Here is a 23,667-nt window from a genome sequence, read left to right as displayed (position 1 = left end):
GCAGTAAATCGCCTAAACCTAGACCCCGTATAGTAGAACAAGCATGACAAGCCAAACAATCCATCTTGATATCACGGGAATGTCCTGCGCCAACTGTTCGGCGACGATCCAGGACACTCTCGAATCGCTCGACGGGGTATCGGAGGCGGATGCGAACTTCGCCACCGACGAGGGTTCCGTCACCTACGACCCTGAAGAGGTATCGCTCAAAGAAATCTACGACGCGATCGACGAGGCCGGGTACGGCGCAGTCTCTGAGACGGTAACGATTGCCATCTCCGATATGACCTGTGCCAACTGCGCCGAGACCAACCAAACCGCTCTTGAAAATATTCCGGGCGTCGTTAATGCGGAGGTCAATTACGCAACCGACGAAGCACAGGTCACCTACAATCCTGCGGAAGTATCTATTGGTGCGCTGTACGATGCTATCGAGGAGGCTGGCTACTCGCCCGTCCGCGAAGATGGTGCCGACGAAGAGTCGGGCCAGGACGCACGAGATGCCGCCCGTCAAGCCGAAACTCGGAAACAACTCAGGTTGACCCTCTTTGGGGCAGTGTTATCGGCACCGTTGCTCTTCTTCCTCATCGACAATTATCTGCTCGGTGGCGCGATCGTCCCTGAAGCCGTCTTCGGTGTGGAACTTGGCTGGGTTGAGTTCCTCCTCGCCACGCCGGTACAGGCGATCCTCGGCTGGCCGTTCTATAAGAACTCGTACAAGGCGATCGTGAAGAACGGCCGCGCCAATATGGACGTGCTGATTGCGATCGGTTCAACAACGGCCTATCTATACTCTGTGGCAGTCCTTGCTGAACTCATTGCAGGTGGACTTTATTTCGACACGGCAGCCCTCATCCTCGTGTTCATCACGTTGGGTAACTATCTCGAAGCTCGGTCGAAGGGCCAAGCGGGTGAGGCCCTCCGAAAGCTCCTCGAAATGGAAGCCGAAACGGCGACCATTGTCCGCGAGGACGGCAGTGAAGAAGAAGTTCCACTCGAAGAGGTCACAACTGGTGACCGGATGAAAATTCGTCCAGGTGAGAAGATTCCCACTGACGGTGTCGTTGTCGACGGTCAGTCTGCCGTCGACGAGTCAATGGTCACTGGCGAATCTGTGCCTGTCGAGAAAGAGGAGGGCGATGAGGTCGTCGGCTCGACGATTAACGAGAACGGCGTCCTTGTCGTGGAGGCGACGAAGGTTGGAGAAGACACGGCCCTCCAACAGATCGTCCAGACAGTCAAGGAGGCCCAGTCGCGCCAGCCCGACATCCAGAATCTCGCCGACCGCATCTCCGCGTACTTCGTGCCTGCGGTCATCGCGAACGCCCTTCTCTGGGGTGTCGTCTGGTTCCTGTTCCCCGAGGCTCTCGCTGGCTTCGTCGACTGGCTCCCGCTGTGGGGTCAGGTTGCTGGCGGCCCGGCCCCGGTCGGTGGGACCGTTTCAGTCTTCGAGTTCGCGATAATTGTCTTCGCGTCCTCGATCCTCATCGCCTGTCCCTGTGCGCTGGGGCTGGCGACGCCCGCAGCGACGATGGTCGGGACGACGATTGGTGCCCAGAACGGCGTCCTGTTCAAGGGCGGTGACATCCTCGAACGCGCAAAAGACGTCGACACGGTCGTCTTCGACAAGACGGGCACCCTCACGGAGGGTGAAATGGAACTCACCGACGTGGTCGTCTTTGATAGCGATGGAAATGTGGTGACTGACGGTGGCGAGCCGACCCCAGATGGTGGACAGCTCAGCACCCGTGAGCGCCTCTCAGAGGATGATGTGCTTCGACTGGCGGCGATAGCTGAAAGCGGCAGCGAACACCCGCTCGCCCGTGCAATCGTCGAAGGGGCCGAAGAACGCGGCCTGGACGTGACTGAGCCTGACGACTTCGAGAACGTTCCGGGCCACGGGATCAAAGCAGTCATTGGTGACAGCGAGGTGCTGGTCGGCAACCGCAAGCTGCTGCGGGACAACGGGATCGACCCCTCTCCCGCTGAGGAGACGATGGAACGCCTCGAGAACGAGGGGAAGACGGCGATGCTGGTCGCCTACGAGGGGGAGCTCGTGGGTGTGGTCGCCGACGCCGACACAGTGAAGGAAAGCTCCAAGCAGGCTGTCACAGCACTCCAAGAGCGGGGAGTTGACGTGATGATGATTACGGGCGACAACGAGCGAACTGCCCGTGCGGTCGCTAAACAGGTGGGTATCGACCCGAAGAACGTCCGCGCAGGAGTCCTTCCTGAGGACAAGTCCAACGCGGTCGACAGTATTCAAGACGAGGGCCGGCAGGCGATGATGGTCGGTGACGGCGTCAACGACGCTCCGGCACTCGCGGTCGCACACGTCGGGACAGCAATCGGCTCCGGCACCGACGTCGCCATCGAAGCTGCAGACGTCACGCTGATGCGAGACGACCCGCTCGACGTGGTAAAGGCGATCCGAATCTCAGACGCGACACTCCAGAAGATCAAACAGAACCTCGTGTGGGCGCTCGGTTACAACACGGCGATGATTCCGTTAGCGTCGCTCGGCCTCCTCCAGCCCGTGCTCGCTGCAGCAGCAATGGCGTTCTCGTCGGTGTCGGTGCTGACGAACAGTCTCCTGTTCCGGCGGTACACCCCCGATCACGACTACAAGCTCTTCGGATTTCTTCGCTAACCGTCACCTCTAGATCAATGTCGAATATTTCCCGGCACACGGTTCGAAGGTACCTCGTCGAGACAGCCAGTAGCGAACCGACATACCTCCGGGCTCGCGAGATTGCCAGCGACCTCGACGGATCTCCCAAGGCAGTCGCGCAGTATCTCAGCCAGCTCCAGGACGAACTCACAATCGTTTCACTCGAACAGTGGGGGCGCTCGAAAAGCACGACGTGGCGATTGGAGGTGAACGGGTCGTGAGTACTGTCACCCGCCGCGTCGAGACTGTCCTTCCGGAGACCGGCTCACGCGAGTGGTGGGCGCTGTACCTGCTGGCCCCGCTCGTCCTCCTCGGTGGGGGCATCCTCGTGTTTCCGACGTTGGTCTACGACCGGTTCATCTGGCAGTATCTCTGGGGACCAGTCGTCGCCGATGCGGCCGGTCAGCCAGTCACGCACGAGGGGGTTCGTGCTGTCCAGGGCTACAACGCGGTGAACACGGTAATCTACCTCGCGGCAGTCGTATACAGCCTCCCCGGACTACGTGCGTATCTCGACCAACTCGACGTCACGTTCGACGCACGACTGGCCTACGGGTTCGCTCCGATCATCATCGCAGGTGGGGCGATGCGCGCCCTCGAGGATCTCGGGCTGCTCGGGGACTACGCGGTGTGGTTCATCACGCCATCGATTTACATCGTCGTCACCGCTGTCACCATCCTCGCGCTCGGTGTCGGTGCACTCTTGCGTGACCAAAATATCGGATCTATCCCGCTAACAGTCGGGCTCGTCGGGTCGGTGTGGGCTGTCGGGGCCGTCTGGTGGGCTGTTTGGCACGGCCTCTCGACATCGACCCCACTCCGCCTATGGGTTCCTGTCGCGACGACGGGGATAGCGCTCGGCGTAACCGCACTCTACTACTGGGGCGCGAGTTTCGTCAATATCACACACCTTCGACACCCGCTAATTCTGCTGGCCGTTTTCGGCCAGTTGTGGGACGCTGCGCAGAATCTCATCGGTGTGACGTTCCTCGGCTACTCCCCAAAGCTGGTCGTGACGAATCTCGTGTACCAGGCGACTGGATTCTCCGGATCGACGTTCGTGCTGAAACTCGTCGTGACTGTCGGCATCGTGTGGTATCTCGCCGATGCGAAAGAGGAGATGAATCACACGTGGTGGTGGCTTATGACGTTCTTCATCGGAGCGATCGGACTCCCGATGGGCGTTCGTGGGTCACTTCGGATGCTGTTGGGAGCTTAACGATGGCCTCAAAGATTGGCAAAAACCGATGACACGAACGTCCAAAATTGCGGTAATAGGTGGAGGGATGGCCGGGCTTGCAGCAGCTGCTGGATTCGACGACGCTGGATTCGTCGTCGAACTATATGAGCGGCAGTCCTACGATAGCAAACGCGTTAATTGCGGAGAAGCGATGACAGCGGTATCGAAGATCCCACTCGAGCCGACTGTAGAGAACGGCTTTCTCAATCCGCTGCCAGCGATGGAAGTGGAGGTGTATGACGGAATCGACGCCGATCGCCACCGCACTGGAGCCGGCACCTTTCCTGCTGCGGATACATATATAACGGACCGAAATGTCGTTGAGCAGTCCTGGGCAGAACAACTCTCAGAGAAGGGTGTTGACATCCACGAAAACCAGTCTATCACACGGACAGATTTCCACGAGTTCACCGATGAGTATGATCTCGTCGTTGATGCAACCGGTCAGCCATCACTCTCTAGTAAAGCGCTCGGAACAACCAACGAGTATTCAGGATATATGGTAGCGCTTAACAGTGATGTCGAAGGGGACTTCACCGAGTTGTACCCGAACAGCCGGATAATTCTGGAGAACTATACAGGGTACTCGTGGGCATTCCCGAAGACATCGCAACGAGCCAACGTTGGTATCGGCTGGACGGTCAGTGACCGGCCTAGTGATTATATGAAGGCATTGAGGGAAGCCTGTAAGCGGAATGGGTGGCCAGTCCCGTCGCAGGAACGGACGAACGTCGCAATCATTCCCGAGGGACCAAGCCTTGATCCCGACAGAACCTATCTACCGGAGCATTCCGTCGTACGGGTGGGTGATGCTGCAGGTATCGCAAACCGACTCACCGGAAAGGGGATCTCACAGGCCGTTGAATCGGGATTCTTGGCCGCAGAGTTGGCTAACAGCGGCCAATTACACAATTTTCCTGACAGTTTATATCAGAGGATGAAAACGGAGTACATTTTCGCCACAGTTGTGAGATACTTTCTTGAAACTCGTAATCCCAAGGTTCTGGGAGCAGCAATTCGTGCCGCTGCCGGGATCGATATTGAAGACGTTGACCGGTCTCCGAGTACAGTTCTACTGCGTCTCCTCCGCCACCCTGTTTTGTTTGCCCGTATTTTCTCGAGACGACGAGTTTTAAACCGTGTCTATGGAGGAATGACTAACCAATGGGAGTTGATTAATTGACATCCGCTCGAGTTAAATTCTCAGAATCTGTTAGCTACTGGGAGGATCGGTAAGTACAGAGGATTAAATCAGCAAATGGAGTCCCTCAAGCGAATTTTCCGAGATCCAGAATTCGGTGGGCTCGGCTTCATCAGTGTTCCCGCTTACACGCCCCAGCACACAATCAGTCCGTAGAGGGTGACCGAATTCCTTCTTGAGAATCATCCAACTCACCTCGGATATCCGCGTTCCTGAAATGAGCCCCGACTCTTAGAAATCACGAACACCATCAATCTTTTTTACTACATCTGACAAAATCAGCCGTGAGGTGAAGTATGCCATGTCAACTCAATCCATCCGTACGAATTTTCTCGGAACCGAGACGTCGTTCTCGGTCTCGGGAGCCTGGTTGTCGTATTGGATCCTGCTGCTCCGGCTGACCGCCGGGTGGTGGATGCTCCACGCTGGCCTTGACAAAATCTGGGCGTGGCCCTTCGACGCCAGCTGGTTCGTCGGCGGAGCCGCTCAGGGCACGATTCTCGCCCCCTTCGTCACGCCGTTCAGCGACGGCATCCTGTTGGCGTTCGTCAACGTGGCGGTACCGCTTGGGCAAACCGCCATCGGTCTCGGGCTGATACTCGGTGTCCTCACGAGGACCGCCGCCTTCTTTGGTGCCTTCATGATGCTGTTCTTCTACTTCATCAACGGCTACGGTGGCGGCTGGGCCAACGGTATGGTCACGGGTGAACTCCTTGGGATCATGGTCTTCGGAACCATTGTGGCACTTGGAGCGGGCGGCGTCCTGGCAGTCGATAACCGCCTGCGTGAGATGGAACTGTTCGAGAACACGCGATTACGGAAACTCCTCGGGTGACTACCAATGAGTGACTTATCAACGGCAGACCAAATCGCCATGTACGTCGGCGGTGGCCTGGTTGTCTTGGGCGTCGTCGTGATCGGCCTGCTCGACATGCTACTGGGAGCCGGGCACCCAGTCGATAGCGAGGGAGCAATCGAACACGCTGCAGTGGTCCCCATCGACATTAGGGCGGGCATCATCCTGCTCGGCTTGGTGATTTGGGGACTCGTCGCCGTTTACAAGTTTGCCGCAGGGTCGGCACCGTCGGGATCGACTACGGGCCAAACCCCATCCGGCATGGACGACTAGTTCAACAACTCAGTCCGTGGAGCCATTTGCCAGTTAACTTTTCGCGTTGCTCGCACTAACGTCCATCTGATGCACCTAAACGTGAAGACAAACACGATTTTTAGGAGTAGCCCTGTCGTTTCTTGGTTTTCCTTCTGGTCAGTACGCGCGCTTTATTCAGCAGAACGAACTTAACACTCTTTGGTTTGGTAGAAGAAACGGGGATTAATACGCAATTAGAATTTCCGAATTTAAGACTGAAATTAGTATATTACAAATAATATTTCAATATAGCCTTGACTTCCGATTCTGGTTTGTCTTTCGAAGAAAGGTGTACGGGTGTTTTTTCAATTCAGCTGTCCTTCGGTTAATCGTTAGAACGGGGTAATCTGCTTCCTCGATCACTTGAGCTGCGACGCTTCCCTGTAATAGCCGACGAATGCCAGTCAATCCTCGTGTCCCCATTGTAACAAGGTCGATGTCAGTCACCTCAGTGTATTTGAGAATCTCCTGCTGAGGTTGACCAAAGCTCAACGTAGTTCGGACAGGAACGTCCAAGGTCGCTTCCTTCTCCGTAATGTCCTCCAAGAGCCGAGTTCCCCGCTGTTCCCAAGAGTCAGTGACCTCTTCCCACGTGAATCCAGGCCGACTCGAATAGGACTGTTCGGAAATGATAAAAAGTCCATGTAGGGTTGCATCATACCGTTTAGCAATTTGTAGCCCATGTTTGAAGGCCACAGATGCCTCGTCGTATCCATCCGTAGGCACGAGAATATCTGTGAACTGACTAGTAGATAACTCTCCTACCGGATCAGAGGGATCCATATCAGGTATCGTCAAGACAGGAAGGGTCTTCACTGCTCGTGATTGTCGTGTGGTGGATCGTGACCCATAGGTTTAGAATTGGTTCAGACTCCAGTATTTATATAGGACACAGATAGGAATCCGTTGGTATACTCGAACGATAGTTCGGGATTGTGAGGTACTAACCGTTGATTGTGGAGTCAGAAAAGCCAAACCGTGCAGCACGGCTCAAATCGCTATGTATCCCGACTTTGGATTGCTAAGAACAAATTGCTTGATTCAGGCCCTCGTACCATTGATGTGGGGTGAAACCGAATGGCAACTGATCCAGTCTGTGGAATGGACGTCGATGAAAGTGATCCGGCGGCCACAGCTGAGTACGACGGTCAGACGTACTACTTCTGTGCCGAGGGCTGCAAGGAGACGTTCACCTCGACACCGGAGGAGTACGTCTAACCGTCACACCCCACACCTGCGTCGTAGCTCCCCCACACCCACCCCCATTCCGCCTTTCGATGACCCAACCAGAACTTGACGACACGGATCGCGAAATCCTCCGTCTTTTAGCGGAGAACGCGAGACGACCCTACAGCACTATTGCTGAGGCTGTAAATCTTTCACCCCCGTCCGTTTCAGCACGCGTCCGTCAGTTGGAGCAAGAAGATGTCATTCGTCGATTCACCGTTGATCTCGACCTCACACAGTACGAAAACCGGATACACGTCATGGTACGCCTCCAGCCTGAGCTCGGAAAGACGGATTCTCTTCGAGAATCGATCCTCGAGACCCCAGCCGTAGAACACGTATTCACAACTGCGGAGGGCGAAATCGTAGCTGTTGCGACGCCGCCGCGGAATACAGTCGGAAACTGGGCGCAGCAATATCTACCACTGACTGACGTGCGGCGATACGACGTACAACTGCTGTCGAACGCTGCTCAATCAGCGTATGCCGAGGGGACTGAATCCGCACTCAAATGTGCAAATTGCGGAACCACTGTCGGTGAAGACGGACTAGCCACCCGTGTCGGTGGTTCACTCCAGCAGTTTTGCAGTGAGAACTGTGAAACAACGTATAGGGAACAGTATACAGAAAGTCAAGAGAAATCTGATGCTTAGAGTCTAGCATTAGCTGTATACTCAATTCCTGATTGCTTACGAGTTTGCTGCAAATAGTTTTGATTTGAAACAGTAATCGCAGTGAATTAGAAGCGTGTGTATACACCTATGGAAGCGTCCACAACCACCAAAGGAGAAGCTACAAGCAACAAGGTACTCGTCCGTGCTAATGAGATTGAAAAAACGTACGGATCGAGTTTTCCATTTACGCGGTCAGTGACCGTCCTCACCGATGCCGATCTCGAAATTCGGACGGGGGAAATCGTCGGGATCGTCGGCGCGAACGGGTCGGGCAAATCCACGCTCATGAACATCCTCGTCGGTGTCCTCGAACAGGATTCCGGAACAGTCGAACGGACGGGAACCGTTGGCTGGTGTCCACAGGAACCACTGCTTTACGACCGCTTGACGGTCGGAGAGACGTTCCGACTGTTCGGTTCCGGATACGGAATGACCGCCGAAGAAATCGACGAGGCCAAACACCGCTTGGCGTCGAAACTCGATTTCGAGCAGTACCTTGACTACCGAATCGACCAACTCAGTGGTGGAAACCGGCAGAAAATCAATCTCAGTATCGCCCTGATGCACGATCCGGACGTCCTCATGCTGGACGAGCCCTACACTGGATTCGACTGGGAAACGTATCTCACGTTCTGGGATCTCGCCGAGGAACTCGCTGCCGACGGAACAGCTGTCACGATGATTTCACACCTGATCGAAGAGCAAAGTCGTCTCGACCGCATCTATGAGGTTCGTGACGGACAGGTCTACGACGTGACTGACCAGGAAGGCGAGACTGATGCAACGGCCAGTGAACGGGGGGAAGAGACCGATGAATAGGGTTTGGACGGGGATTCGGGCGAACGTCTCCACCTTCCTCAGAACCCCCCTGAATGTTGTCCTAGCACTTCTCCTTCCGATTGTCGTTATCGAAGGCTGGGGACAAGCAATGGCTGGGTTACCAAGTATGCCGACGGTCGAGGCGATTCCGATCGAGCTAGGTCGCCTTCTCGGAGCGATATTCGGGGTCGCCATCATTGCCGGCCTGATGGGACTCGCGCAGATGATTAGTGCGCGTGCAGCCGATCGGCGACTCGTTCAGACAGGCTATCCACCCCGAACACTGCTTGCGACTCGATTAGCGGCGCTCGGAGGAGTGACCGTTGTCGTGGCTGCCGTAAACTACGGCGTTCTCTGGCTGACGATTTCACCGGGAGCCCCTGTCCTGACGTTCGTATTCCTCGTACTTGCCGGCCTCGTCTATGCGTTTCTTGGCGCACTCGTCGGGGCGCTCCTTCCACGACTGTTCGAAGGCTCGCTCGTCGTGGTGTTCCTTGCAATGATGGATGCGTTCCTCAGTGGCGACAGTCCGCTGGCCGCCGACGTTCCCGAGTTCGTGGAATACTTCCCGCTCTATCATCCAAAGGAACTCCTTCAGGAGGCGATGTTCCAAGGCACATATACGACGGGTGATCTCGGCTTCGTCGCCGGATACCTGCTAGTCCTGCTTGTACTCGTCACCGCAGTGTTCGGAGTGACGATGCGCACCAGTGGTGGGTGGTCCGCATGAGTCGTACGACAACGGCGTTCACAATCGGCATCAAAGAACAGGCGCGAAACTACGTCCTCGTCGCTCTACTGGTCGTCCTACCGGTCTCGTTCATCACGTTGGCGTTCGCAGTCACCCAGGACGTCGAGATGCCGGTTCGGACGCTCGTCGACGGTGAGACGGTGACGGTCATGCGAGGGATGCCTGAGGTCCACGGCGTGATTATGACGCCGATTACGAGCGCCCTCATCGCGGGACTCGCCGGGTTGTTCCTGATGCGAGAAGCCAAAGACACAGACGGTCGTCTGGCAGTCGCCGGCTATCGTGCACGACAGGTAATCACTGCCCGGTTTGGGGTCCTCGCAGCAATCACTCTCATCGTTACCGGCGTCTCAGTCGGCGTGATGCTCGTCGATTTCCAGCCTGAGCATCTCTGGTGGTTCGTCGCAGCGATGCTCGTCGTCTCGGTCACGTATGGTCTCATCGGGATGCTCGTCGGGGCCGTTTTCGACCGCCTAGCCGGGATGTGGCTAATGCTGATTCTCCCGATGCTCGATATCGGACTCTTCCAGGATCCGCTGTTCATCCAGTCCGAGCCCGAATGGTGGATGAAACTACTCCCCGGCTATTGGCCCGTCCGTGTGATGGTCGATACCGGACTCACAACGGACGTAGATACGACTCTCTCATTGGTGTGGGCTACTGGATACCTCCTCCTCGTAGCTGTCCTCACAATCGGCGTCTACTACCGAATTACACAGGAGAAGTAAGATCAGGCCAGTAGACTACTTACTCCGGTAACTGTAGGGGAGAAGACCCAAACAGCACTATATCCAGCTTCGCTCAATTGGATAGTTTGACTCGGATTTCACTACGACCGTCTGATCGGGCAAACGGTTCGGTGGACTCTGGTTGCTGCTGTGTTCCTCGTTCTCTGGGCACCGATGAGTGCGGCTTACGTTCCGCGGAGAAGTGCCGCGGCGTAGGAACAGGTCTTCGAAGGACTCCTGAGCGAGGGACCTCAGGCGTGTAGAAATGGCGACGACACCGCGCCTTACCGAGATGGGTCTTCACTCCCAGTCTCCAACCGTTCACGACGCTTCTGGAACTCTTCTTCGTCGATCTCGCCTCGTGCGTAACGACGTTGGAGGGTTTCCATAGCGGAATCGTCACTCTCTGGAGGTGCATCGCCTCGACCCATTGCCCAGTAGAGGAAGCCGCCGACCAGCCCCAGCATCCCGAGTGCCCCGCCGACGAACGGCAGCCCACCGAACCATCCACCGTTCCGGCCGTGCATCATCCCTGGACCCATCATTCCGCCATCGGTACTCCCACTGCCGTCGACGTCCGAGCCGACGGCAACGGCGCCGTTCTGGACGATCGTTTCGCTGTCTGGGACCTCGCCGTCCGGGATCGGGCTGTCTTCAGCTGGACCGCCAGGGCTACCAACGACGATGCGACCGACCATGCCGACCGTCTTGTGAGGGATGCAGTAGTAGTCGTACGTTCCGGGCACCTCGAACGTGTGCTCGAAGCTCCCCTGCGAGATGGTCCCGCTGTCGAAGGCGGTGGCGTCGGCGGGAACGCGGTCCGGATAGGCCGTCGCCGAGTGAGCTCCGGCTGCTATCTCGAAGCGGACGGTCGTGCCAGGTTCGACGTGGAGCCCGATCGGGTCGAAGTAGTTGTTGCCCATCTTCACGACGGGCGTCTCCTGTGCGGCGACTGGTTGGGTGAATCCCGCACTCGCGACTGTGCCAGCACCGAGCGCTCCCAGGAACTGGCGTCTACTGTAGTCTGTCATTGTAGCTGGTTGGCTTCTGTTATCCACGGATGATGCTGGCGAGCCGGTTCGTGAGTCCGGGCGATTGCTGGCCGGCGCTCTCGATGGCAGCCTCCAATTCGTCCCGGTCGACGATGCCGATGAACTCGGCCGTCTGTTCCCCGTTTGCATACACGAGCGTCGTTGGCGTCTTTCGGACACCGTACTCCTCGGCCGTCTCCAGATCGGTCTGGATGTCGACCTCCCGGAACTCGACATCCGGATACGCATCTTCGATACCCTCGTTTTTCTCTCGCTGCGTTGCGCACGCTCCACAAGTCTCCTGTGTGAACAGGATAACTTCCGTCATAGTAGCTAGTATGGTCTTATGCTTTTAGCACACTTCTATTCACATCCGAAAGCTGTGAGGGTCACAGATTTCGGATTCCAAGGGGCCGGACGTGAGTAACGCCGGAGGTTGGTGGTCGGACCGTCACTCCGAGCGTTCGAGCTTGTTCCGACGCGCCTCGAACTCTTCCTCGGTGAGATCTCCGCGGGCGTATGCCATACGCAGCTCCTCCATTGCGGGATTCCGCGACGACTGCGATGCCGTCACGCGACGGAAGACGAGATATCCGCCACCGAGCAGGAGGAGGAGGAAGACCAGCTGGACGAGCATCCCGACGAGTGGCCACCAGCCGCTGGTCGTCCCGTATCCACCCATCATTCCACCGTATCCCATCATCCCGCCGAATCCCATCCCCATCGTGAGCAAGGGGAGGACGATGATCGCCCCGAGGATGAGGAGGACGATGGTTGTGGTGTCGAGTTGGTTTGATGATGTCATGGTTCAGATCTCGGTCGATGATTCGAGTTCGTCCGCGACGCTGGCGAGAACGCGTTCGAACCGGTCGTGGACCTCGTTCGCGATCGAGTCGAGTGCCTCGTTGTCGGCGATGCCGACGAGCTGTTGTGGGTCGACGGCACTCACCATGACCTCGCCGCCGTCGGTTTCGTAGACAATGACGTTACACGGGAGGAGTGCGCCGAGTTCGATCTCTTCGTTCAGGCCCTCGTGTGCCAGCCCCGGGTTGCACGCACCGAGGATGCAGTACTGTCGAAACTCCTCGCCGAGTTTCTCCTCGAGCGTCGCTTGGACGTCGATGTCACAGAGGACGCCGAATCCTTCGTCTTTGAGCGCCGCAATCGTCGTGTCGACGACGTCGTCGAACTCACCGGTGACTGAAGTCTGTATTGTGTATTCCATGAAGTATCATACCCCGTCTACGGGGTTAACGGTTGGGTGCCGCAACGGCGGCCGTTGGGAATATGATGTATCGGCTGGAACAGCAGCTGCTCCAGTCATCCGGTGCGTTCGAGCTGTTCTCGCCGCCGATCGAATTCGTCATCCGAGAGCTCTCCGCGGGCGTAGCGCTCACGGAGAACCGACAGCGACTGCTCTTCGTTCCCACCGGAGCCTCGATTGAGGAGCGCATAGACAATGTAGAGCGGAACGGCGATGAGGAGCCCCATCCAGAGGAACCCCCAGAGCCCCATCGCTCCACCGAAGAGGCCCCAGCCGCCCCCCATCATGCCGCCGCCGTAGCTCCCACTACCGTGGGCAACAGCCGGTCCAGTCGCCGCAACTAGCAGCGGGACGGCGAGGATCGCGAGTCGCCGAGCAGTGCGTCCGATGTGAGTGGTGAGTTGCGTCATTATCTTGCGTTGGTGAGTTGTGGTGTTCGATTGGAGCGATCGAAACGGCCAGAGCCGTCAGCAGTGGCCCTGCCCGTACATCCCGCCGTTGTAGCCGTCGTCAGCCCCGTCGTGGTATTCCCCGTCAGCCATGTCCTGGGCCATCTCGTCGACGGTCACACCCATGTGCGACTCCATCCACTCGACGCTACCCGGGCCCATGTGTTCGGTCATCTGTGCCTCCATCCAAGTGGCCCATTCATCTGCGGTGGCATTGTCCGTAGGCGCGTCGTCAGCGGTCGTTGCGTTGTCGTGTGCGCTGACTGCCGGTGCGGCGAACGCGAGTCCGACAATCGCGAGCGCCACGAGCAGCCACCGGCCGAGTTTGAAGTTGGTCATTGTCTCTCTCCTCGGTTACTCGTAGGCCTGCTCGGGAGTTATCGACATGGGTGTGAATCCATACAGGAGAACGTTCGAGAACGTCTATAACATCTTCTAACCGTTTTGCTCGAGGGAGACCGTTCATACCTACGGAATTCGAGAGGGAGAGCGCCCGATAGATAGCGACTATTTTCCCGGTTGTTGCTGCCGAAGGTCATCACTCGGATACACACGATAGGTCCGACCCTGTCGTTCCCGATACAGCAGACCTCGCTCCTCGAGTGAACTCACGGTCTGGCTTACTTTACTCTTCGAGAACTCAGATCGATCCCGAAGTTCAATCTGCGTGATTCCGGGGGAGTTCAGGACGGGTTCGAGGACGCGTCGTTCATCATCCGGTAAGAGATCGAGAACGCGTGCTTGGGGGTCCGATTCAGGATTGATAGACGTCGCCGGTGCAGCGTCATCATCCATCGACGTAGCTGTTGCCGCCGATGTCTGTGCAGGATCGACAGGCGCCGTTGTGTCGGCCACTTCTGGATCGGTGAGTTCTCCCCGGACCACGTAATAGACGCCACCGATAACGCCAGCAACCAGCAGGGTTCCAACCACGTACCAGAGGGGGTCTGGGCCGTGCATCGTTCCCATAGATGAACCCATCATTGACCCCATCGATTGCTCGATAGCCCGACGCTGTTGATAGGCCCGCCAACTGAGTACCCCGCCGGCCAGGAGAACGAACCCGAGAAGCACACCGACGACAGTATCTGCTCGACGGCGATTCATATGACAGCCCCGAGTTGCGGGATTTGACTATTCATACCGTCTATTTGAGCGCAGTAGGTGTGACAATTGCGGATTGAAACTGTGATGATGAACCCCATCACAGCGGATGAACCACAGTGCGATCATCAGTGGTCATGATCGTGATCGTGGCTCGATATTTGCGGGCTTTGATTAGTAAATTCGGCTCTGGTGAATCGCTGGACAGCGCCGGCTTCGACCGTCAGAACTAGTGGAATGAAGCGGGAAACCGCCGATGATCCATGTCGAAGATTTCCCGCTTCACGAAGAAAGCGGTTCAGTTAGCTAAAAATGCTGTCGGTGGCCGAGGCGAAGTCGCCGCCCCCGAAGGGGGTGGCGGCTTCGCCGACTACGCGATTGTGTCGCTGCACTGTCTGCGGGTGTACCTGGAGAAATCGTACCGGGAAACGCTTGATCTGCTGAGCGAGATGCCACACATACTGGCCGAGATCGGCCTCAACGAGGCCGATCTCCCCGACCACTCGACGCTAGTGAAGGCGTTTGACAGACTCAAAACAGCACTCTGGCGAGTGCTGCTGCGCCTGTCGGCGCAGCTGCACGACCCGAGCGGACACGCCGCCATCGACGCGACGTTCTTCGACCGCGAAACCGCCAGCAAGCACTACTGCCGTCGGACGAACTACCGCGTTCAGACGCTCAAAACCACCGCACTCGTCGATACAGAAACGCAGGCTATCCTCGACGTGCATTGCTCGACCGGGAAACCACACGACACACAGCTCGGCTGGCAGGTCGCCCGCCGCAACGCGGGCGACCTCGCCAGCCTCGCCGCTGACAAGGGCTACGATTGGATGGAACTCCGCAAGAAACTCAGGGAAGATGGCGTGAGACCGTTGATCAAGCATCGGATCTTCCGGCCCATCGACCACGCGCACAACGCGCGGGTCGATGGGCCTCGCTACCGCCAACGAGCGATGTGTGAGACCGTCTTCTCGACGATCAAGCGCACGCTCGGCGACGCCGTGCGTGCGCGAGCGTGGTTCCGCGAGTTTCGAGAAATCGTCTTGAAATGTGTCGTCCACAATATCAAGCGGGCCGTCACACCGTGAAATCAAACGCCTTCTGGCGATTCACCAGAGCCGTAAATTCCGTTGGTTCTTCTTCGAACGTACGCTTGCATTTCTTTGAGCAAAAATAGTACGTCGTCCCATCGTGGGACGCACTCGGGCCCTCATCGTCGGTTCGCATCCCGCACACCGGATCTCGATACTGACCTGGTGCGCCGAGTCCCCGCCGGTAGACATACAGAAGGAACCCGGAGAGCGCAAAGGCGATAATATTGAGGTAGAACGTGTAGTTGAGCTCGAAGTACGTCTGTTCAGTCGCCGTCTCGCCGCCCGCCAGATCTGGAACGATACCCAGCGCGTCGAACAGCAGCTCCATGAGGAAGCCGGTGAACGCCATCGTGACGAAGAAGACGCCGAGGATGTACAGCATCACCTTCCAGCCGTAGTACTTCCGGTAGACGTTCAGGACGGGCACGGTGATGAGGTCGGCGTAGACGAACGCGATGATCCCGGCGAAGCTGACGCCACCACCCCAGAGCGCGACGGCGAACGGGACGTTGCCCATACTGCCGACGAAACTGAGGACGGCGATGATGACGCCCATGACGGCGTTCTCGGCAGTCACGAGCAGGCCGTCGCCCTGAATGAACAGCGTGTTCCACACCCACTGCGGGACGAAGACGATGACGAACCCAGAAATAAGGAAGCCGGCGACGATGTCTTTCCAGATCATCGACCACTCCTTGCGGTACTGATTCCCGACCTTGTACCAGCCACCCCACGACAGCAACTCGTCACGCCACCCGCCGCTACTCGACGTCTCCTGGCGATAGGTCTCCATACAGCCCTCCGAGCAGAATTTGAGCGTCTCACCGCCGTCGGTCGTGAGCGTGTACTCGTCTTTCCCCTCCATCCCGCAGGTGGGATCTTCCGTGACGCCCGCCTGGCGGTCGCGCTCGTTGAGCTTCTCGCGGACTTCGTTAAACAGGTTTTCGGGAAGCGTGAGGTGGACGATGGCGGCCATGACGGCGATGAGAATCAGGCCGCCGAGCAGTTCCGCGACGAGGAACTCCCAGCCAAGCAGGATGAGAATCATCAGCCCTAGTTCGACGATGAGGTTCGTCGACGCGAACATGAACGCGAGGAAGTTCACCGCGTGCGCCCCCTTCTTGAACAGGCCCTTCCCGATGGCGACGGCGCCGAAACTACAGCCACTGCTTGCTGCTCCGAACACAGTCGCCTTGGTAAGTCCAGTTAGATCGCCCTCACCCAGCACCTGTGCCATCCGCTCCTTCGAGACGTAGACCTGGACGAGACTCGTAATCGTGAGGCCCATGATGATCGCCCACGCCGCCGTCCAGAGAAATCCGACACCGATACGAAGGGATTCAAGAACTCCGTCGATTATCGTCGCCTGCATAGGTGTATCATTGTAGGGATCATCTATTGCGGTTTTGATTAGAATATACTGCCTATGAGGGTATCAGTACTATGGCATCGTAACCGTCGGCCATAGATGATCTATCGTGAAGAGGGGAAAACATTGCAAACCTCCACAAGCTCCACGGAATCCGACTTCAGATTCAAAAGGGGAATCTGATTAAATCACGCCGACGTATTAGAGGCTAATGGGACCAGTAGAGACCGATGATATCCCAAATGAGGGGAACACCACCTGGAAGAACAGCCTTCGCCGGCCTGCTCGGTTGTCCAGTACGGTAACTGTCACATCCACTTCCTAATTTACGATGGCTGTCGATCTGGCAATCCATGATGCACTCGTTCTCACAGCCGACGAGCGGAACCGCCTGTACGAGCGCGGCACAGTATGCATCACCGATGGCTGTATCGAAGAAGTCCGACCATCACGTGCAGGAGACGGAGAATTAGAAGCATCCACCGTTATCGACGGGAACGGGAAACTGGTGATGCCGGGGTTGGTGAACGCCCACACGCACTTGGAGATGACACCGCTCATCGGTGCGTTTAGCGAACTCGAGCTGACGGAGATGCTCGGGAGTGGGACGGCCTTGTTTAACAGATTAGGGAACGGCGAATTCGAGTACCTCGTCGAGGCAGGCGTCGAGCTCGCAGCGCTCAATTTCCTCCTGGGCGGTGTCACGACCGTGAACTCGATGGACGCACGGCCTGCCGCAGGTGCAGAGGCGTTCGGGGAAGCAGGGCTCCGCGGATTTTTCGGCCCGGCGATCTCGGACCTCTTCTGGGACCAACCAGTCGATCAGCAGTTCTCCCGTGCTCGCGAGTTCGTCGAAACGTACCACGACACGTACGACGGCCGAATCAGGGCGACGATCTGCCCGCACGACGACTGGTCGTGTACCCGGCAGCTGTGGGAACGGACCGCATCCCTCGCCGCAGAGTATCCGGACCTGCTCGTCCACACGCACTTGCTCGAACTCGAGGAGAGTAACACGATGGCACGAGCGAACGGTGGCGAGGACTCGGTAGGATTGCTCGACGACGTTGGACTCCTGGACGACCGACTGGTCGCTGCTCACTTCCGCCTCGGCGACGAAGAGGACATCCAGCGAACCGCCGAGGCGGACGCGGCTGTTGCGCACTGCCCGTCCGTCTTCTGTTACTGGAATCCGGACGGGGAGACGCAGTGGACGCCCGTTCCCGAGCTTCGAGCCGCCGGCGTCGACGTCGGAGTAGGGATTGACGACCACTACTGGCACGACTCGTACAGCATGTTCGGTGAAGCGCGGCAAGCTCGGCTGGCGGCAAATCTCAAGCGTTCAGCCGGGCAGTTCGACTCGATGGAACTGATACGAATGCTCACTATCGAGGGCGCACGCGCGCTGGGGATGGGCGACGAGATCGGCAGTATCGAAGCGGGAAAGCGCGCGGATATTATCCTCCTCGACGTCGACAAACCGAAGTTCACGCCACTGACCAACGTTCCCGCACACGTCGTGAACAACGCGGTCCCGGCCGACGTCGAGACAGTGATCGTTGACGGCGACGTCGTCCTCCGGAATGGTGTGCCCGAGACAATGGACTCGGACGACGTGCGACAGCGAGTAAATCAGGCTGTCGAACGCTTCATGGACGAGACAGGCTGGGAGTTAGACATTGGTGGTAGTGAACCGCCGACCAGCATCGAGACTGTACGGGACCTCCCAAAGCGTGGCCCTGCGCGACTCCTGACTCGCCTCGCGATGCAATCCGCGCGTGATCGGTTCTCCTTCTAAGACCCTGCCAGCGTAGGGGTGGTTCCCCCTCAGGAATTTCTGTGGGCGCGAACGAACGCACGTCGCAGGACGGTCAGAAGAACGTACGTCTCGTACTTCTGGGTCTGGCAGTGCTCGCAGGGCTGCATATCCTCGACGATCTCCTCAATAGCGTCGTCGTACTCGTCGGTGAGCGTAGTGAGCGCGTCCGTGATCTGGGGCTGGGCAGCGTCGATCATCTCCTCGACGGCGGCGTCGGCCGAATCTGGTAGTGAGTACGAGAGGACGATCGTGTTCGCGTGGTAGTACTTCGTCGTCCCACCACGCCCCTCCTCGAAGCGAACGACGTCGACGAGGCCCGCATCCCGGAGCTCGTTGATGTGATGGCGGACCGTGTTCTCCGTCCGGTCGATGCCGCGATCGTCGAGGCGTTCGTGGACCTCGGTCGCAGTTAGGGCTTCCTCGGACAGAATGTCGAGGACCATCGCCCGCATCGGCTCGTCGATGGCGTCCGAAATCCGAGTGTCTCGCACCGCGATGTCGTCGAGACGGTGGTCGGTATCGGAATCACTCATACGAGGACTGAGCGCGAGCACGCGGGAAAAGGTAGCGGGGCAGGAGTCGGGTAGGTGTCTGTCGAGGTATCCAGTACAGGATGGACCCGCGATAGCGAAAGCCCTAGACGACCCGTTTGACTGTTCCAACGACTCGTATCCGAATTCAAACATATCATATAAAAAATACTTATTGAGGTACGGGCACTATCTCAAACTGTAATGAGCGACACAACCCAATTCCGCGTCCTCGACTTCGACTGCCCGACCTGCGCGAGTACCGTCGAACGCGCCCTGTCGAACGTCGACGGCGTCCAGCACGTCGAAGTCCACTACGCGACCGGCCGCGTCGAGATCGAGTACGACGACAGCGTCGCTGACCCCGACGCCTTCGCAGAGACCATCGAAAACCAGGGGTACACTCCCCAGCCCGCCTAACACTATGAACAAACAATCGATCACGCAGTACTACCGGAACCACCGGAAGGCCATCGTCACGGCGACAAGCGGCCTGCTGTACGGCGGTGGCTGGAGTCTCGGCTACCTCACGAGTTTCGAGATGGCAAGCGCCGCCATCCTCGTCCTCGCGACGGTCGTGGGTGGCTACGACATCGCCAAGACCGCTTACCACGAGGTCACCAACCGGACGCTCGGCATCAAGACGCTGGTGACGCTGGCCGCCATCGGTGCTATCGTCATCGGGGAGTACTGGGAAGCCGCCGCCGTCGTCTTCCTGTTCAGCCTTGGCAGCTACCTCGAAGGCCGGACGATGCGGAAGACCCGGACGGCACTTCAGGAGCTACTGGAGATGACGCCCGACACGGCGACCGTCCGTCGCGACGGGACACTCCAAAAGGTCTCCGCCCGCGATGTCGAAGAGGGCGAAGTCGTCGTCGTAAAGCCGGGCGGGAAGATCCCGGTCGACGGAACCGTCGTCGACGGCGAGAGCGCAGTCAACCAGGCGCCGGTCACCGGCGAGAGCGCGCCCGTCCACAAGGCCGACAGCGACGAGGTGTACGCCGGGACGGTCAACCAGGAGGGCGCGCTAGAAATCCGGACGACGGGAGCGGGATCGGATACGACTCTCGAACGGATCATCCGTCGCGTCGAGGAGGCCCAGGAGGCTCAGTCGCCCACGGAGAGTCTCATCGACCGGTTCGCGAAGTACTACACGCCGGCCGTCATTGCCCTGGCTATCGGCGCGTACGCGGTCACGCAGAACGCGATCCTGTCGCTGACGCTGCTGGTCATCGGCTGTCCGGGCGCGCTGGTCATCGGGCCACCGGTCAGCATCGTCTCGGCCATCGGTAACGCCGCCCGGTCGGGCGTGCTGATGAAGGGCGGCGAACACCTCGAACGCGCCGGCAAGATCGATCTCGTCGCCTTCGACAAGACGGGGACGCTCACGAAGGGCGAGACCACCGTCTCCGGTATCGAGGGGTTCGGCGTCGCCGCCGCCGACGTCCTCTCGCTCGCAGCGACCGCCGAGAAGAAGAGCGAACACCACCTCGCGGACGCCATCGTCGACATGGCCCGCGAACGCCAGACGGCTGCGACGGACGGTGGAGCGACGGTCGCCCAAGCGGACGATACGGACGTGGGGCGCAGGTCGGTCCCCGATCCCGACGACTTCGACGTGGTCGCCGGCAAGGGCGTCATCGCCCATGCCGATGGCCAGGAAGTCGTCGTCGGCAACCGCGCGCTGCTGGACGACCGCGACGTCGATGTCCCCGATCGGGTCGCCGACTACGTCCGCGAGCGTGAGGGGCGCGGCGAGACAGTCGTCCACGTCGTTCGGGACGGGGACATCATCGGCGCGATTGCGATGCGGGACGAGCTCCGGGAGGCCGCTCCTGGGGTCGTCGCGGCGCTCCAAGACGCTGGCATCGAGACGGTGATGCTCACCGGCGACAACGATCGGACGGCCGCTGCCGTTGCCGAGGAGGTCGGTATCGACGAGTACCGTGCCGAACTCCTCCCCGAGGACAAGCAGTCCGTCATCGAGGGCTACCAGGCCGACGGCCACGTCGTCGCGATGGTCGGCGACGGCATCAACGACGCGCCATCGCTGGCCACTGCCGATGTCGGCATCGCGATGGGTGCTGCGGGAACGGACACCGCTATCGAAACGGCTGACATGGCGTTGATGGCCGACGACCTCGAACGCATCCCGTACGCGGTCAAACTCAGCAAGGCGACGCGCTGGAACGTCCTCGAGAACGTCGGGCTCGCGGTGCTGACCGTGACCGTCCTCCTCGCGGGCGTGCTCACCAGCTACGTCACCCTCGCGTCGGGAATGCTGGTCCACGAGGCCAGCGTCCTCCTCGTCATCCTCAACGGGATGCGACTGCTCCGCTACTGACCACGAGACACGATCACAACCACAACTCATGACATCGAATTCGACGGCGACTGACACGACCCAGACGAGAACCAATTGGCAGGTCGACTACGACGCCGACCCGATCGAAATCCGCGACCCCGTCGCGGAGGCCCTCGGCGTCCTCGAACCGGGCGAGCCGTTCGTCGTCACCTACCGGGACGCGGTGAAAGAAGCCGGACACTCCTGTCCGACAGCCTCGGGTGCCTATCGGATCGTCCAGCTCGGGCTCGACGCCCTGTATCCCGACGACTATCCAGTCCGGAGCGAAATCGAGGTCCAGACGGCCGGCCCGCAGGACGATGCCGCGTACGGCGTGATGAGCCGCATCATCTCGTACGTGACTGGCGCGACCGGCGATGACGGATTCAGCGGGCTCGCCGGCGGCTATGGCGGCCGCCGCGACCTCCTGCGCTTCGACGCGTTCGACCCGGACACGGCGGACCCGACGTTCCGGTTCCGGCGAACCGACACGGACGAGACCGTCGAAGTGACCTACCACGTCAGCGACGTTCCTGACGGTGGACCCGCAATCGGGAACCTCCAAGGGATTCTCGACGAATCGGCAACTGACCAGCAACGAGAGGCTTTCGCTGACGCCTGGCACCGCCGGGTACAGGTCGTCCTCAGCGACGACTCGCTGTTCACCGTCGACGCGGTGTGAACGCGACGGTCTACCCCTCTCACTCGAAATAAGTTACTGCGGTACACTATCGATCTCCTCAAGGGCCTCAGTAGCGACATCACCTAACTCACCAGCCTCGATATGCGAGTACCGCTCACGAACCATCTCCTCAGAATTATCGAGATATCGGGCCGCCACAGTATATCCGAATGCCCGGACCAGAACCTCGCCCATGCCACGACGGCCACCGTGCGGAGCAAGATAATCGTGTTTCGGATGGTCGATGTCGATCTCCGCGGCCTCCGAGAGTCGTTGGAGAATCGACCGTGCGCCGTCCGTCGTGATCGACGGCGGCCGAATGTCCACATCGAGCGCCAGCAGCAGGTCGCGAGCGTACTCCGCACGGCGTTCAATGATTGCTTCTGGGCGTTCCCCTCGTTCGGCGAGGTTTTCCCGGACGAGCCCTGCGAGCGTCCGTTGGTCGAACGTCGGAAACACCGGCCAGCGCTCCGTTGGTGGGTCCATCAACTGGCGATAGCTTCGCAACGGCGAGATCACCGGATCGGGAAGGCTCGCGGCATCCCATTGCTGTTTCTTCCGGTAGACGTCCATACTCCCGTCGTCGACGGAGAGGTCCTCCCAGCGGACGCCGCGCCGGCGCGGGTCGTTCGGATCGCGGAGGAGTTCGCCAACGCGGACGGCGGTGTACGCGAGGACAAACACCAGCGCCCGGTCACGAGCCGCCTTCAACGCCGCGTAGCGTGCTCGCTGCTTGTCGAGGGGATCAGTATCCTCCGGGAGTGTCGTGTACGCCTCGACGGCGTCGCGGGCCCGTTCGTCGACGTGACGGGTGAGGGCGTGGCGCTGTTCGGACGTCCAGGCCTGCTGGTCGCCGGGCTTGCGACCGTCGTCCTCCGGCAGCGGCGCCATCGCACTCGCTCGCTGCGCGTAATGCGCTTCGAGATATCCCTCGTTGACGCACCAGCCACACCACGCAGAGATATAGCGGTAATAGGTTTGTACTGTGTTCTGCTTGAGTCCCCGATCTCCACCGAGATGTCGGGCGTACTCCCGGAACACGCGTTCGTCGAGATCGTCGAAGGTCGGCTCGCGGCCGACGTCGTCGGCGATCCCGGTCCAGTCGTCGGCGCCGCGGTCGCCGGCGGCCCACTCGGCGAACCGTTCGAGCTCGCGTGCAGCGTTACGTCGATAGTTCCCACCGCCGCCGCCCCGGCCTTTCCCCTTGTCTTGGAGGTAGCGCTCGAAGCTGTCGTCGAGCGGCGTCGAAAGCGCTCGGTCAGGCATTCACCGGCCCTCCACCGTCCTGCAGCCCCGGTCTCGGGTCCTCTACCCTGGGGGAAGCGTCGTCGTGAGGCGGTTGCAGCATTCGTGCTTCACCGACGGCGCCGGGGTACTTCAAAGTGGTCGTGATTACTGGTATAATCAGGACCATCAGGGTTAGATCCGAAATGCGTCGGTTTCGACGGTTTCCAGGTCCCTATCCGTTGAGTAGTCGATACCCATACTAGTATAAAGTATATTCTGCTATATCAAAT

General features: G+C 59.0%; 27 protein-coding genes. 16 read left to right on the top strand and 11 right to left on the bottom strand.

The genetic code is table 11. The features are described 5' to 3' along the window. The first annotated feature begins 43 nt into the window (after nucleotides 1–43). The 6 genes from HHUB_RS15535 to HHUB_RS15515 all read left to right on the top strand — a co-directional run bounded on the left by HHUB_RS15535 (nucleotide 44) and on the right by HHUB_RS15515 (nucleotide 6,241). On the top strand, nucleotides 44–2,650 hold the full coding sequence (locus HHUB_RS15535; RefSeq protein WP_004594598.1) for a heavy metal translocating P-type ATPase: 2,607 nt from the start codon (nucleotides 44–46) through the stop codon (nucleotides 2,648–2,650). Nucleotides 2,651–2,667: 17 nt separating this feature from the next. Then, nucleotides 2,668–2,892 (top strand): DUF7123 family protein, encoded by a 225-nt coding sequence (locus tag HHUB_RS17690; protein WP_004594599.1) that lies wholly within the window; start codon nucleotides 2,668–2,670, stop codon nucleotides 2,890–2,892. Next, a complete protein-coding gene (locus HHUB_RS15525) occupies nucleotides 2,889–3,890 on the top strand; it encodes a DUF63 family protein (protein ID WP_004594600.1) in 1,002 nt (333 codons plus the stop codon). Before HHUB_RS17690 ends, HHUB_RS15525 begins: the two co-directional genes overlap by 4 nt. Before the next feature lie 28 nt (nucleotides 3,891–3,918). Next, nucleotides 3,919–5,094, top strand: a complete 1,176-nt coding sequence (locus HHUB_RS16375) for an NAD(P)/FAD-dependent oxidoreductase (RefSeq protein ID WP_011222414.1) — start codon at nucleotides 3,919–3,921, stop codon at nucleotides 5,092–5,094. 319 nt (nucleotides 5,095–5,413) lie between these two features. Continuing rightward, nucleotides 5,414–5,947 carry a DoxX family protein gene (locus tag HHUB_RS15520; protein ID WP_004594602.1) on the top strand — a complete coding sequence of 178 codons (534 nt, stop codon included), beginning with the start codon at nucleotides 5,414–5,416 and terminating at the stop codon, nucleotides 5,945–5,947. A gap of 6 nt (nucleotides 5,948–5,953) precedes the next feature. Continuing rightward, nucleotides 5,954–6,241, top strand: a complete 288-nt coding sequence (locus tag HHUB_RS15515; RefSeq protein WP_004594603.1) for a hypothetical protein — start codon at nucleotides 5,954–5,956, stop codon at nucleotides 6,239–6,241. Nucleotides 6,242–6,505: 264 nt separating this feature from the next. On the opposite strand, the gene HHUB_RS16370 is transcribed toward HHUB_RS15515, so the two are convergent. Further along, nucleotides 6,506–7,045 (bottom strand): universal stress protein, encoded by a 540-nt coding sequence (locus tag HHUB_RS16370; protein WP_237582713.1) that lies wholly within the window; start codon nucleotides 7,043–7,045, stop codon nucleotides 6,506–6,508. Between the two features lie 294 nt (nucleotides 7,046–7,339). Between HHUB_RS16370 and HHUB_RS15510 the strand changes: the two genes are divergently transcribed. From HHUB_RS15510 to HHUB_RS15495, 5 genes are all read left to right on the top strand, one after another. Next, nucleotides 7,340–7,480, top strand: a complete 141-nt coding sequence (locus HHUB_RS15510) for a YHS domain-containing protein (RefSeq protein ID WP_011222411.1) — start codon at nucleotides 7,340–7,342, stop codon at nucleotides 7,478–7,480. 59 nt (nucleotides 7,481–7,539) lie between these two features. After that, a complete protein-coding gene (locus HHUB_RS16365; RefSeq protein WP_004594609.1) occupies nucleotides 7,540–8,142 on the top strand; it encodes an AsnC family transcriptional regulator in 603 nt (200 codons plus the stop codon). A 216-nt stretch (nucleotides 8,143–8,358) separates the two neighbouring features. Next, nucleotides 8,359–8,982 carry an ABC transporter ATP-binding protein gene (locus tag HHUB_RS15505; RefSeq protein WP_004594610.1) on the top strand — a complete coding sequence of 208 codons (624 nt, stop codon included), beginning with the start codon at nucleotides 8,359–8,361 and terminating at the stop codon, nucleotides 8,980–8,982. A gap of 127 nt (nucleotides 8,983–9,109) precedes the next feature. Beyond that, a complete protein-coding gene (locus tag HHUB_RS15500; RefSeq protein ID WP_004594611.1) occupies nucleotides 9,110–9,712 on the top strand; it encodes an ABC transporter permease in 603 nt (200 codons plus the stop codon). Continuing rightward, nucleotides 9,709–10,461 carry an ABC transporter permease gene (locus HHUB_RS15495; RefSeq protein WP_004594612.1) on the top strand — a complete coding sequence of 251 codons (753 nt, stop codon included), beginning with the start codon at nucleotides 9,709–9,711 and terminating at the stop codon, nucleotides 10,459–10,461. The genes HHUB_RS15500 and HHUB_RS15495 overlap by 4 nt, the downstream gene beginning before the upstream one ends. 284 nt (nucleotides 10,462–10,745) lie before the next feature. On the opposite strand, the gene HHUB_RS15490 is transcribed toward HHUB_RS15495, so the two are convergent. The 7 genes from HHUB_RS15490 to HHUB_RS16360 form a co-directional block, all read right to left on the bottom strand. After that, nucleotides 10,746–11,492, bottom strand: coding sequence for a plastocyanin/azurin family copper-binding protein (locus tag HHUB_RS15490; RefSeq protein WP_004594613.1), 747 nt, complete (start codon nucleotides 11,490–11,492; stop codon nucleotides 10,746–10,748). Nucleotides 11,493–11,511: 19 nt separating this feature from the next. After that, nucleotides 11,512–11,820, bottom strand: a complete 309-nt coding sequence (locus HHUB_RS15485; RefSeq protein ID WP_004594614.1) for a thioredoxin family protein — start codon at nucleotides 11,818–11,820, stop codon at nucleotides 11,512–11,514. 123 nt (nucleotides 11,821–11,943) lie between these two features. Further along, the gene (locus HHUB_RS15480) at nucleotides 11,944–12,297 is read right to left on the bottom strand and encodes an SHOCT domain-containing protein (RefSeq protein WP_004594615.1); all 354 of its coding nucleotides are present in this window, start codon (nucleotides 12,295–12,297) and stop codon (nucleotides 11,944–11,946) included. Nucleotides 12,298–12,300: 3 nt separating this feature from the next. Beyond that, nucleotides 12,301–12,717: a DUF302 domain-containing protein gene (locus tag HHUB_RS15475; protein ID WP_004594616.1), complete on the bottom strand. Its 417-nt coding sequence runs from the start codon at nucleotides 12,715–12,717 to the stop codon at nucleotides 12,301–12,303. Nucleotides 12,718–12,812: 95 nt separating this feature from the next. Continuing rightward, a complete protein-coding gene (locus HHUB_RS15470) occupies nucleotides 12,813–13,166 on the bottom strand; it encodes an SHOCT domain-containing protein (RefSeq protein ID WP_004594617.1) in 354 nt (117 codons plus the stop codon). A 57-nt stretch (nucleotides 13,167–13,223) separates the two neighbouring features. After that, on the bottom strand, nucleotides 13,224–13,544 hold the full coding sequence (locus HHUB_RS15465; RefSeq protein WP_004594618.1) for a hypothetical protein: 321 nt from the start codon (nucleotides 13,542–13,544) through the stop codon (nucleotides 13,224–13,226). Between the two features lie 168 nt (nucleotides 13,545–13,712). Continuing rightward, a complete protein-coding gene (locus HHUB_RS16360; RefSeq protein ID WP_011222408.1) occupies nucleotides 13,713–14,312 on the bottom strand; it encodes a helix-turn-helix transcriptional regulator in 600 nt (199 codons plus the stop codon). 260 nt (nucleotides 14,313–14,572) lie between these two features. On the opposite strand from HHUB_RS16360, the gene HHUB_RS15460 reads away from it, so the two are divergent. Beyond that, entirely contained in the window at nucleotides 14,573–15,400 is an 828-nt protein-coding gene (locus tag HHUB_RS15460; RefSeq protein ID WP_010890407.1) for an IS5-like element ISH28 family transposase, read from the top strand. On the opposite strand, the gene HHUB_RS15455 is transcribed toward HHUB_RS15460, so the two are convergent. Continuing rightward, the gene (locus HHUB_RS15455; protein WP_059059112.1) at nucleotides 15,390–16,778 is read right to left on the bottom strand and encodes a permease; all 1,389 of its coding nucleotides are present in this window, start codon (nucleotides 16,776–16,778) and stop codon (nucleotides 15,390–15,392) included. The two genes, HHUB_RS15460 and HHUB_RS15455, sit on opposite strands and share 11 nt — an antisense overlap. 328 nt (nucleotides 16,779–17,106) lie before the next feature. Here HHUB_RS15455 and HHUB_RS15450 point away from each other — a divergent pair, with 328 nt between their 5' ends. Next, nucleotides 17,107–18,573: an amidohydrolase family protein gene (locus HHUB_RS15450; RefSeq protein ID WP_011222406.1), complete on the top strand. Its 1,467-nt coding sequence runs from the start codon at nucleotides 17,107–17,109 to the stop codon at nucleotides 18,571–18,573. A gap of 29 nt (nucleotides 18,574–18,602) precedes the next feature. Here the strand turns inward: HHUB_RS15450 and HHUB_RS15445 are convergent, their stop codons facing one another. Continuing rightward, nucleotides 18,603–19,127 (bottom strand): ArsR/SmtB family transcription factor, encoded by a 525-nt coding sequence (locus tag HHUB_RS15445; protein ID WP_004048660.1) that lies wholly within the window; start codon nucleotides 19,125–19,127, stop codon nucleotides 18,603–18,605. A 201-nt stretch (nucleotides 19,128–19,328) separates the two neighbouring features. On the opposite strand from HHUB_RS15445, the gene HHUB_RS15440 reads away from it, so the two are divergent. The 3 genes from HHUB_RS15440 to HHUB_RS15430 are packed head-to-tail and all read left to right on the top strand — an operon-like array spanning nucleotide 19,329 to nucleotide 22,150. Next, complete coding sequence (locus HHUB_RS15440) at nucleotides 19,329–19,544, top strand: heavy-metal-associated domain-containing protein (protein ID WP_004594622.1); 216 nt, start codon at nucleotides 19,329–19,331, stop codon at nucleotides 19,542–19,544. Between the two features lie 4 nt (nucleotides 19,545–19,548). Beyond that, nucleotides 19,549–21,468 (top strand): heavy metal translocating P-type ATPase, encoded by a 1,920-nt coding sequence (locus HHUB_RS15435; RefSeq protein WP_059059110.1) that lies wholly within the window; start codon nucleotides 19,549–19,551, stop codon nucleotides 21,466–21,468. A 28-nt stretch (nucleotides 21,469–21,496) separates the two neighbouring features. Then, on the top strand, nucleotides 21,497–22,150 hold the full coding sequence (locus tag HHUB_RS15430) for a hypothetical protein (RefSeq protein ID WP_004594625.1): 654 nt from the start codon (nucleotides 21,497–21,499) through the stop codon (nucleotides 22,148–22,150). A gap of 33 nt (nucleotides 22,151–22,183) precedes the next feature. Here HHUB_RS15430 and HHUB_RS15425 read toward each other — a convergent pair whose 3' ends face one another. Beyond that, on the bottom strand, nucleotides 22,184–23,416 hold the full coding sequence (locus tag HHUB_RS15425; RefSeq protein WP_049987695.1) for a tyrosine-type recombinase/integrase: 1,233 nt from the start codon (nucleotides 23,414–23,416) through the stop codon (nucleotides 22,184–22,186). Nucleotides 23,417–23,667: the final 251 nt, after the last annotated feature.

Source organism: Halobacterium hubeiense (assembly GCF_001488575.1).
GTDB lineage: Archaea > Halobacteriota > Halobacteria > Halobacteriales > Halobacteriaceae > Halobacterium > Halobacterium hubeiense.
The sequence above is the reverse complement of the archived record's forward strand: the minus strand, read 5'-3'. Positions and strand labels throughout refer to the sequence as shown.

What these genes read in the sequence shown, in the direction of transcription:
- HHUB_RS15535 (WP_004594598.1), top strand. Translation starts at nt 44, where the DNA reads ATGACAAGCCAAACAATCCATCTTGATATCACGGGAATGTCCTGCGCC.
- HHUB_RS17690 (WP_004594599.1), top strand. Translation starts at nt 2,668, where the DNA reads ATGTCGAATATTTCCCGGCACACGGTTCGAAGGTACCTCGTCGAGACA.
- HHUB_RS16375 (WP_011222414.1), top strand. Translation starts at nt 3,919, where the DNA reads ATGACACGAACGTCCAAAATTGCGGTAATAGGTGGAGGGATGGCCGGG.
- HHUB_RS15520 (WP_004594602.1), top strand. Translation starts at nt 5,414, where the DNA reads ATGTCAACTCAATCCATCCGTACGAATTTTCTCGGAACCGAGACGTCG.
- HHUB_RS15515 (WP_004594603.1), top strand. Translation starts at nt 5,954, where the DNA reads ATGAGTGACTTATCAACGGCAGACCAAATCGCCATGTACGTCGGCGGT.
- HHUB_RS16370 (WP_237582713.1), bottom strand. Translation starts at nt 7,045, where the DNA reads ATGGATCCCTCTGATCCGGTAGGAGAGTTATCTACTAGTCAGTTCACA.
- HHUB_RS15510 (WP_011222411.1), top strand. Translation starts at nt 7,340, where the DNA reads ATGGCAACTGATCCAGTCTGTGGAATGGACGTCGATGAAAGTGATCCG.
- HHUB_RS16365 (WP_004594609.1), top strand. Translation starts at nt 7,540, where the DNA reads ATGACCCAACCAGAACTTGACGACACGGATCGCGAAATCCTCCGTCTT.
- HHUB_RS15500 (WP_004594611.1), top strand. Translation starts at nt 9,110, where the DNA reads ATGCCGACGGTCGAGGCGATTCCGATCGAGCTAGGTCGCCTTCTCGGA.
- HHUB_RS15495 (WP_004594612.1), top strand. Translation starts at nt 9,709, where the DNA reads ATGAGTCGTACGACAACGGCGTTCACAATCGGCATCAAAGAACAGGCG.
- HHUB_RS15490 (WP_004594613.1), bottom strand. Translation starts at nt 11,492, where the DNA reads ATGACAGACTACAGTAGACGCCAGTTCCTGGGAGCGCTCGGTGCTGGC.
- HHUB_RS15485 (WP_004594614.1), bottom strand. Translation starts at nt 11,820, where the DNA reads ATGACGGAAGTTATCCTGTTCACACAGGAGACTTGTGGAGCGTGCGCA.
- HHUB_RS15480 (WP_004594615.1), bottom strand. Translation starts at nt 12,297, where the DNA reads ATGACATCATCAAACCAACTCGACACCACAACCATCGTCCTCCTCATC.
- HHUB_RS15475 (WP_004594616.1), bottom strand. Translation starts at nt 12,717, where the DNA reads ATGGAATACACAATACAGACTTCAGTCACCGGTGAGTTCGACGACGTC.
- HHUB_RS15470 (WP_004594617.1), bottom strand. Translation starts at nt 13,166, where the DNA reads ATGACGCAACTCACCACTCACATCGGACGCACTGCTCGGCGACTCGCG.
- HHUB_RS15465 (WP_004594618.1), bottom strand. Translation starts at nt 13,544, where the DNA reads ATGACCAACTTCAAACTCGGCCGGTGGCTGCTCGTGGCGCTCGCGATT.
- HHUB_RS16360 (WP_011222408.1), bottom strand. Translation starts at nt 14,312, where the DNA reads ATGAATCGCCGTCGAGCAGATACTGTCGTCGGTGTGCTTCTCGGGTTC.
- HHUB_RS15460 (WP_010890407.1), top strand. Translation starts at nt 14,573, where the DNA reads ATGTCGAAGATTTCCCGCTTCACGAAGAAAGCGGTTCAGTTAGCTAAA.
- HHUB_RS15455 (WP_059059112.1), bottom strand. Translation starts at nt 16,778, where the DNA reads ATGCAGGCGACGATAATCGACGGAGTTCTTGAATCCCTTCGTATCGGT.
- HHUB_RS15450 (WP_011222406.1), top strand. Translation starts at nt 17,107, where the DNA reads ATGGCTGTCGATCTGGCAATCCATGATGCACTCGTTCTCACAGCCGAC.
- HHUB_RS15445 (WP_004048660.1), bottom strand. Translation starts at nt 19,127, where the DNA reads ATGAGTGATTCCGATACCGACCACCGTCTCGACGACATCGCGGTGCGA.
- HHUB_RS15440 (WP_004594622.1), top strand. Translation starts at nt 19,329, where the DNA reads ATGAGCGACACAACCCAATTCCGCGTCCTCGACTTCGACTGCCCGACC.
- HHUB_RS15435 (WP_059059110.1), top strand. Translation starts at nt 19,549, where the DNA reads ATGAACAAACAATCGATCACGCAGTACTACCGGAACCACCGGAAGGCC.
- HHUB_RS15430 (WP_004594625.1), top strand. Translation starts at nt 21,497, where the DNA reads ATGACATCGAATTCGACGGCGACTGACACGACCCAGACGAGAACCAAT.
- HHUB_RS15425 (WP_049987695.1), bottom strand. Translation starts at nt 23,416, where the DNA reads ATGCCTGACCGAGCGCTTTCGACGCCGCTCGACGACAGCTTCGAGCGC.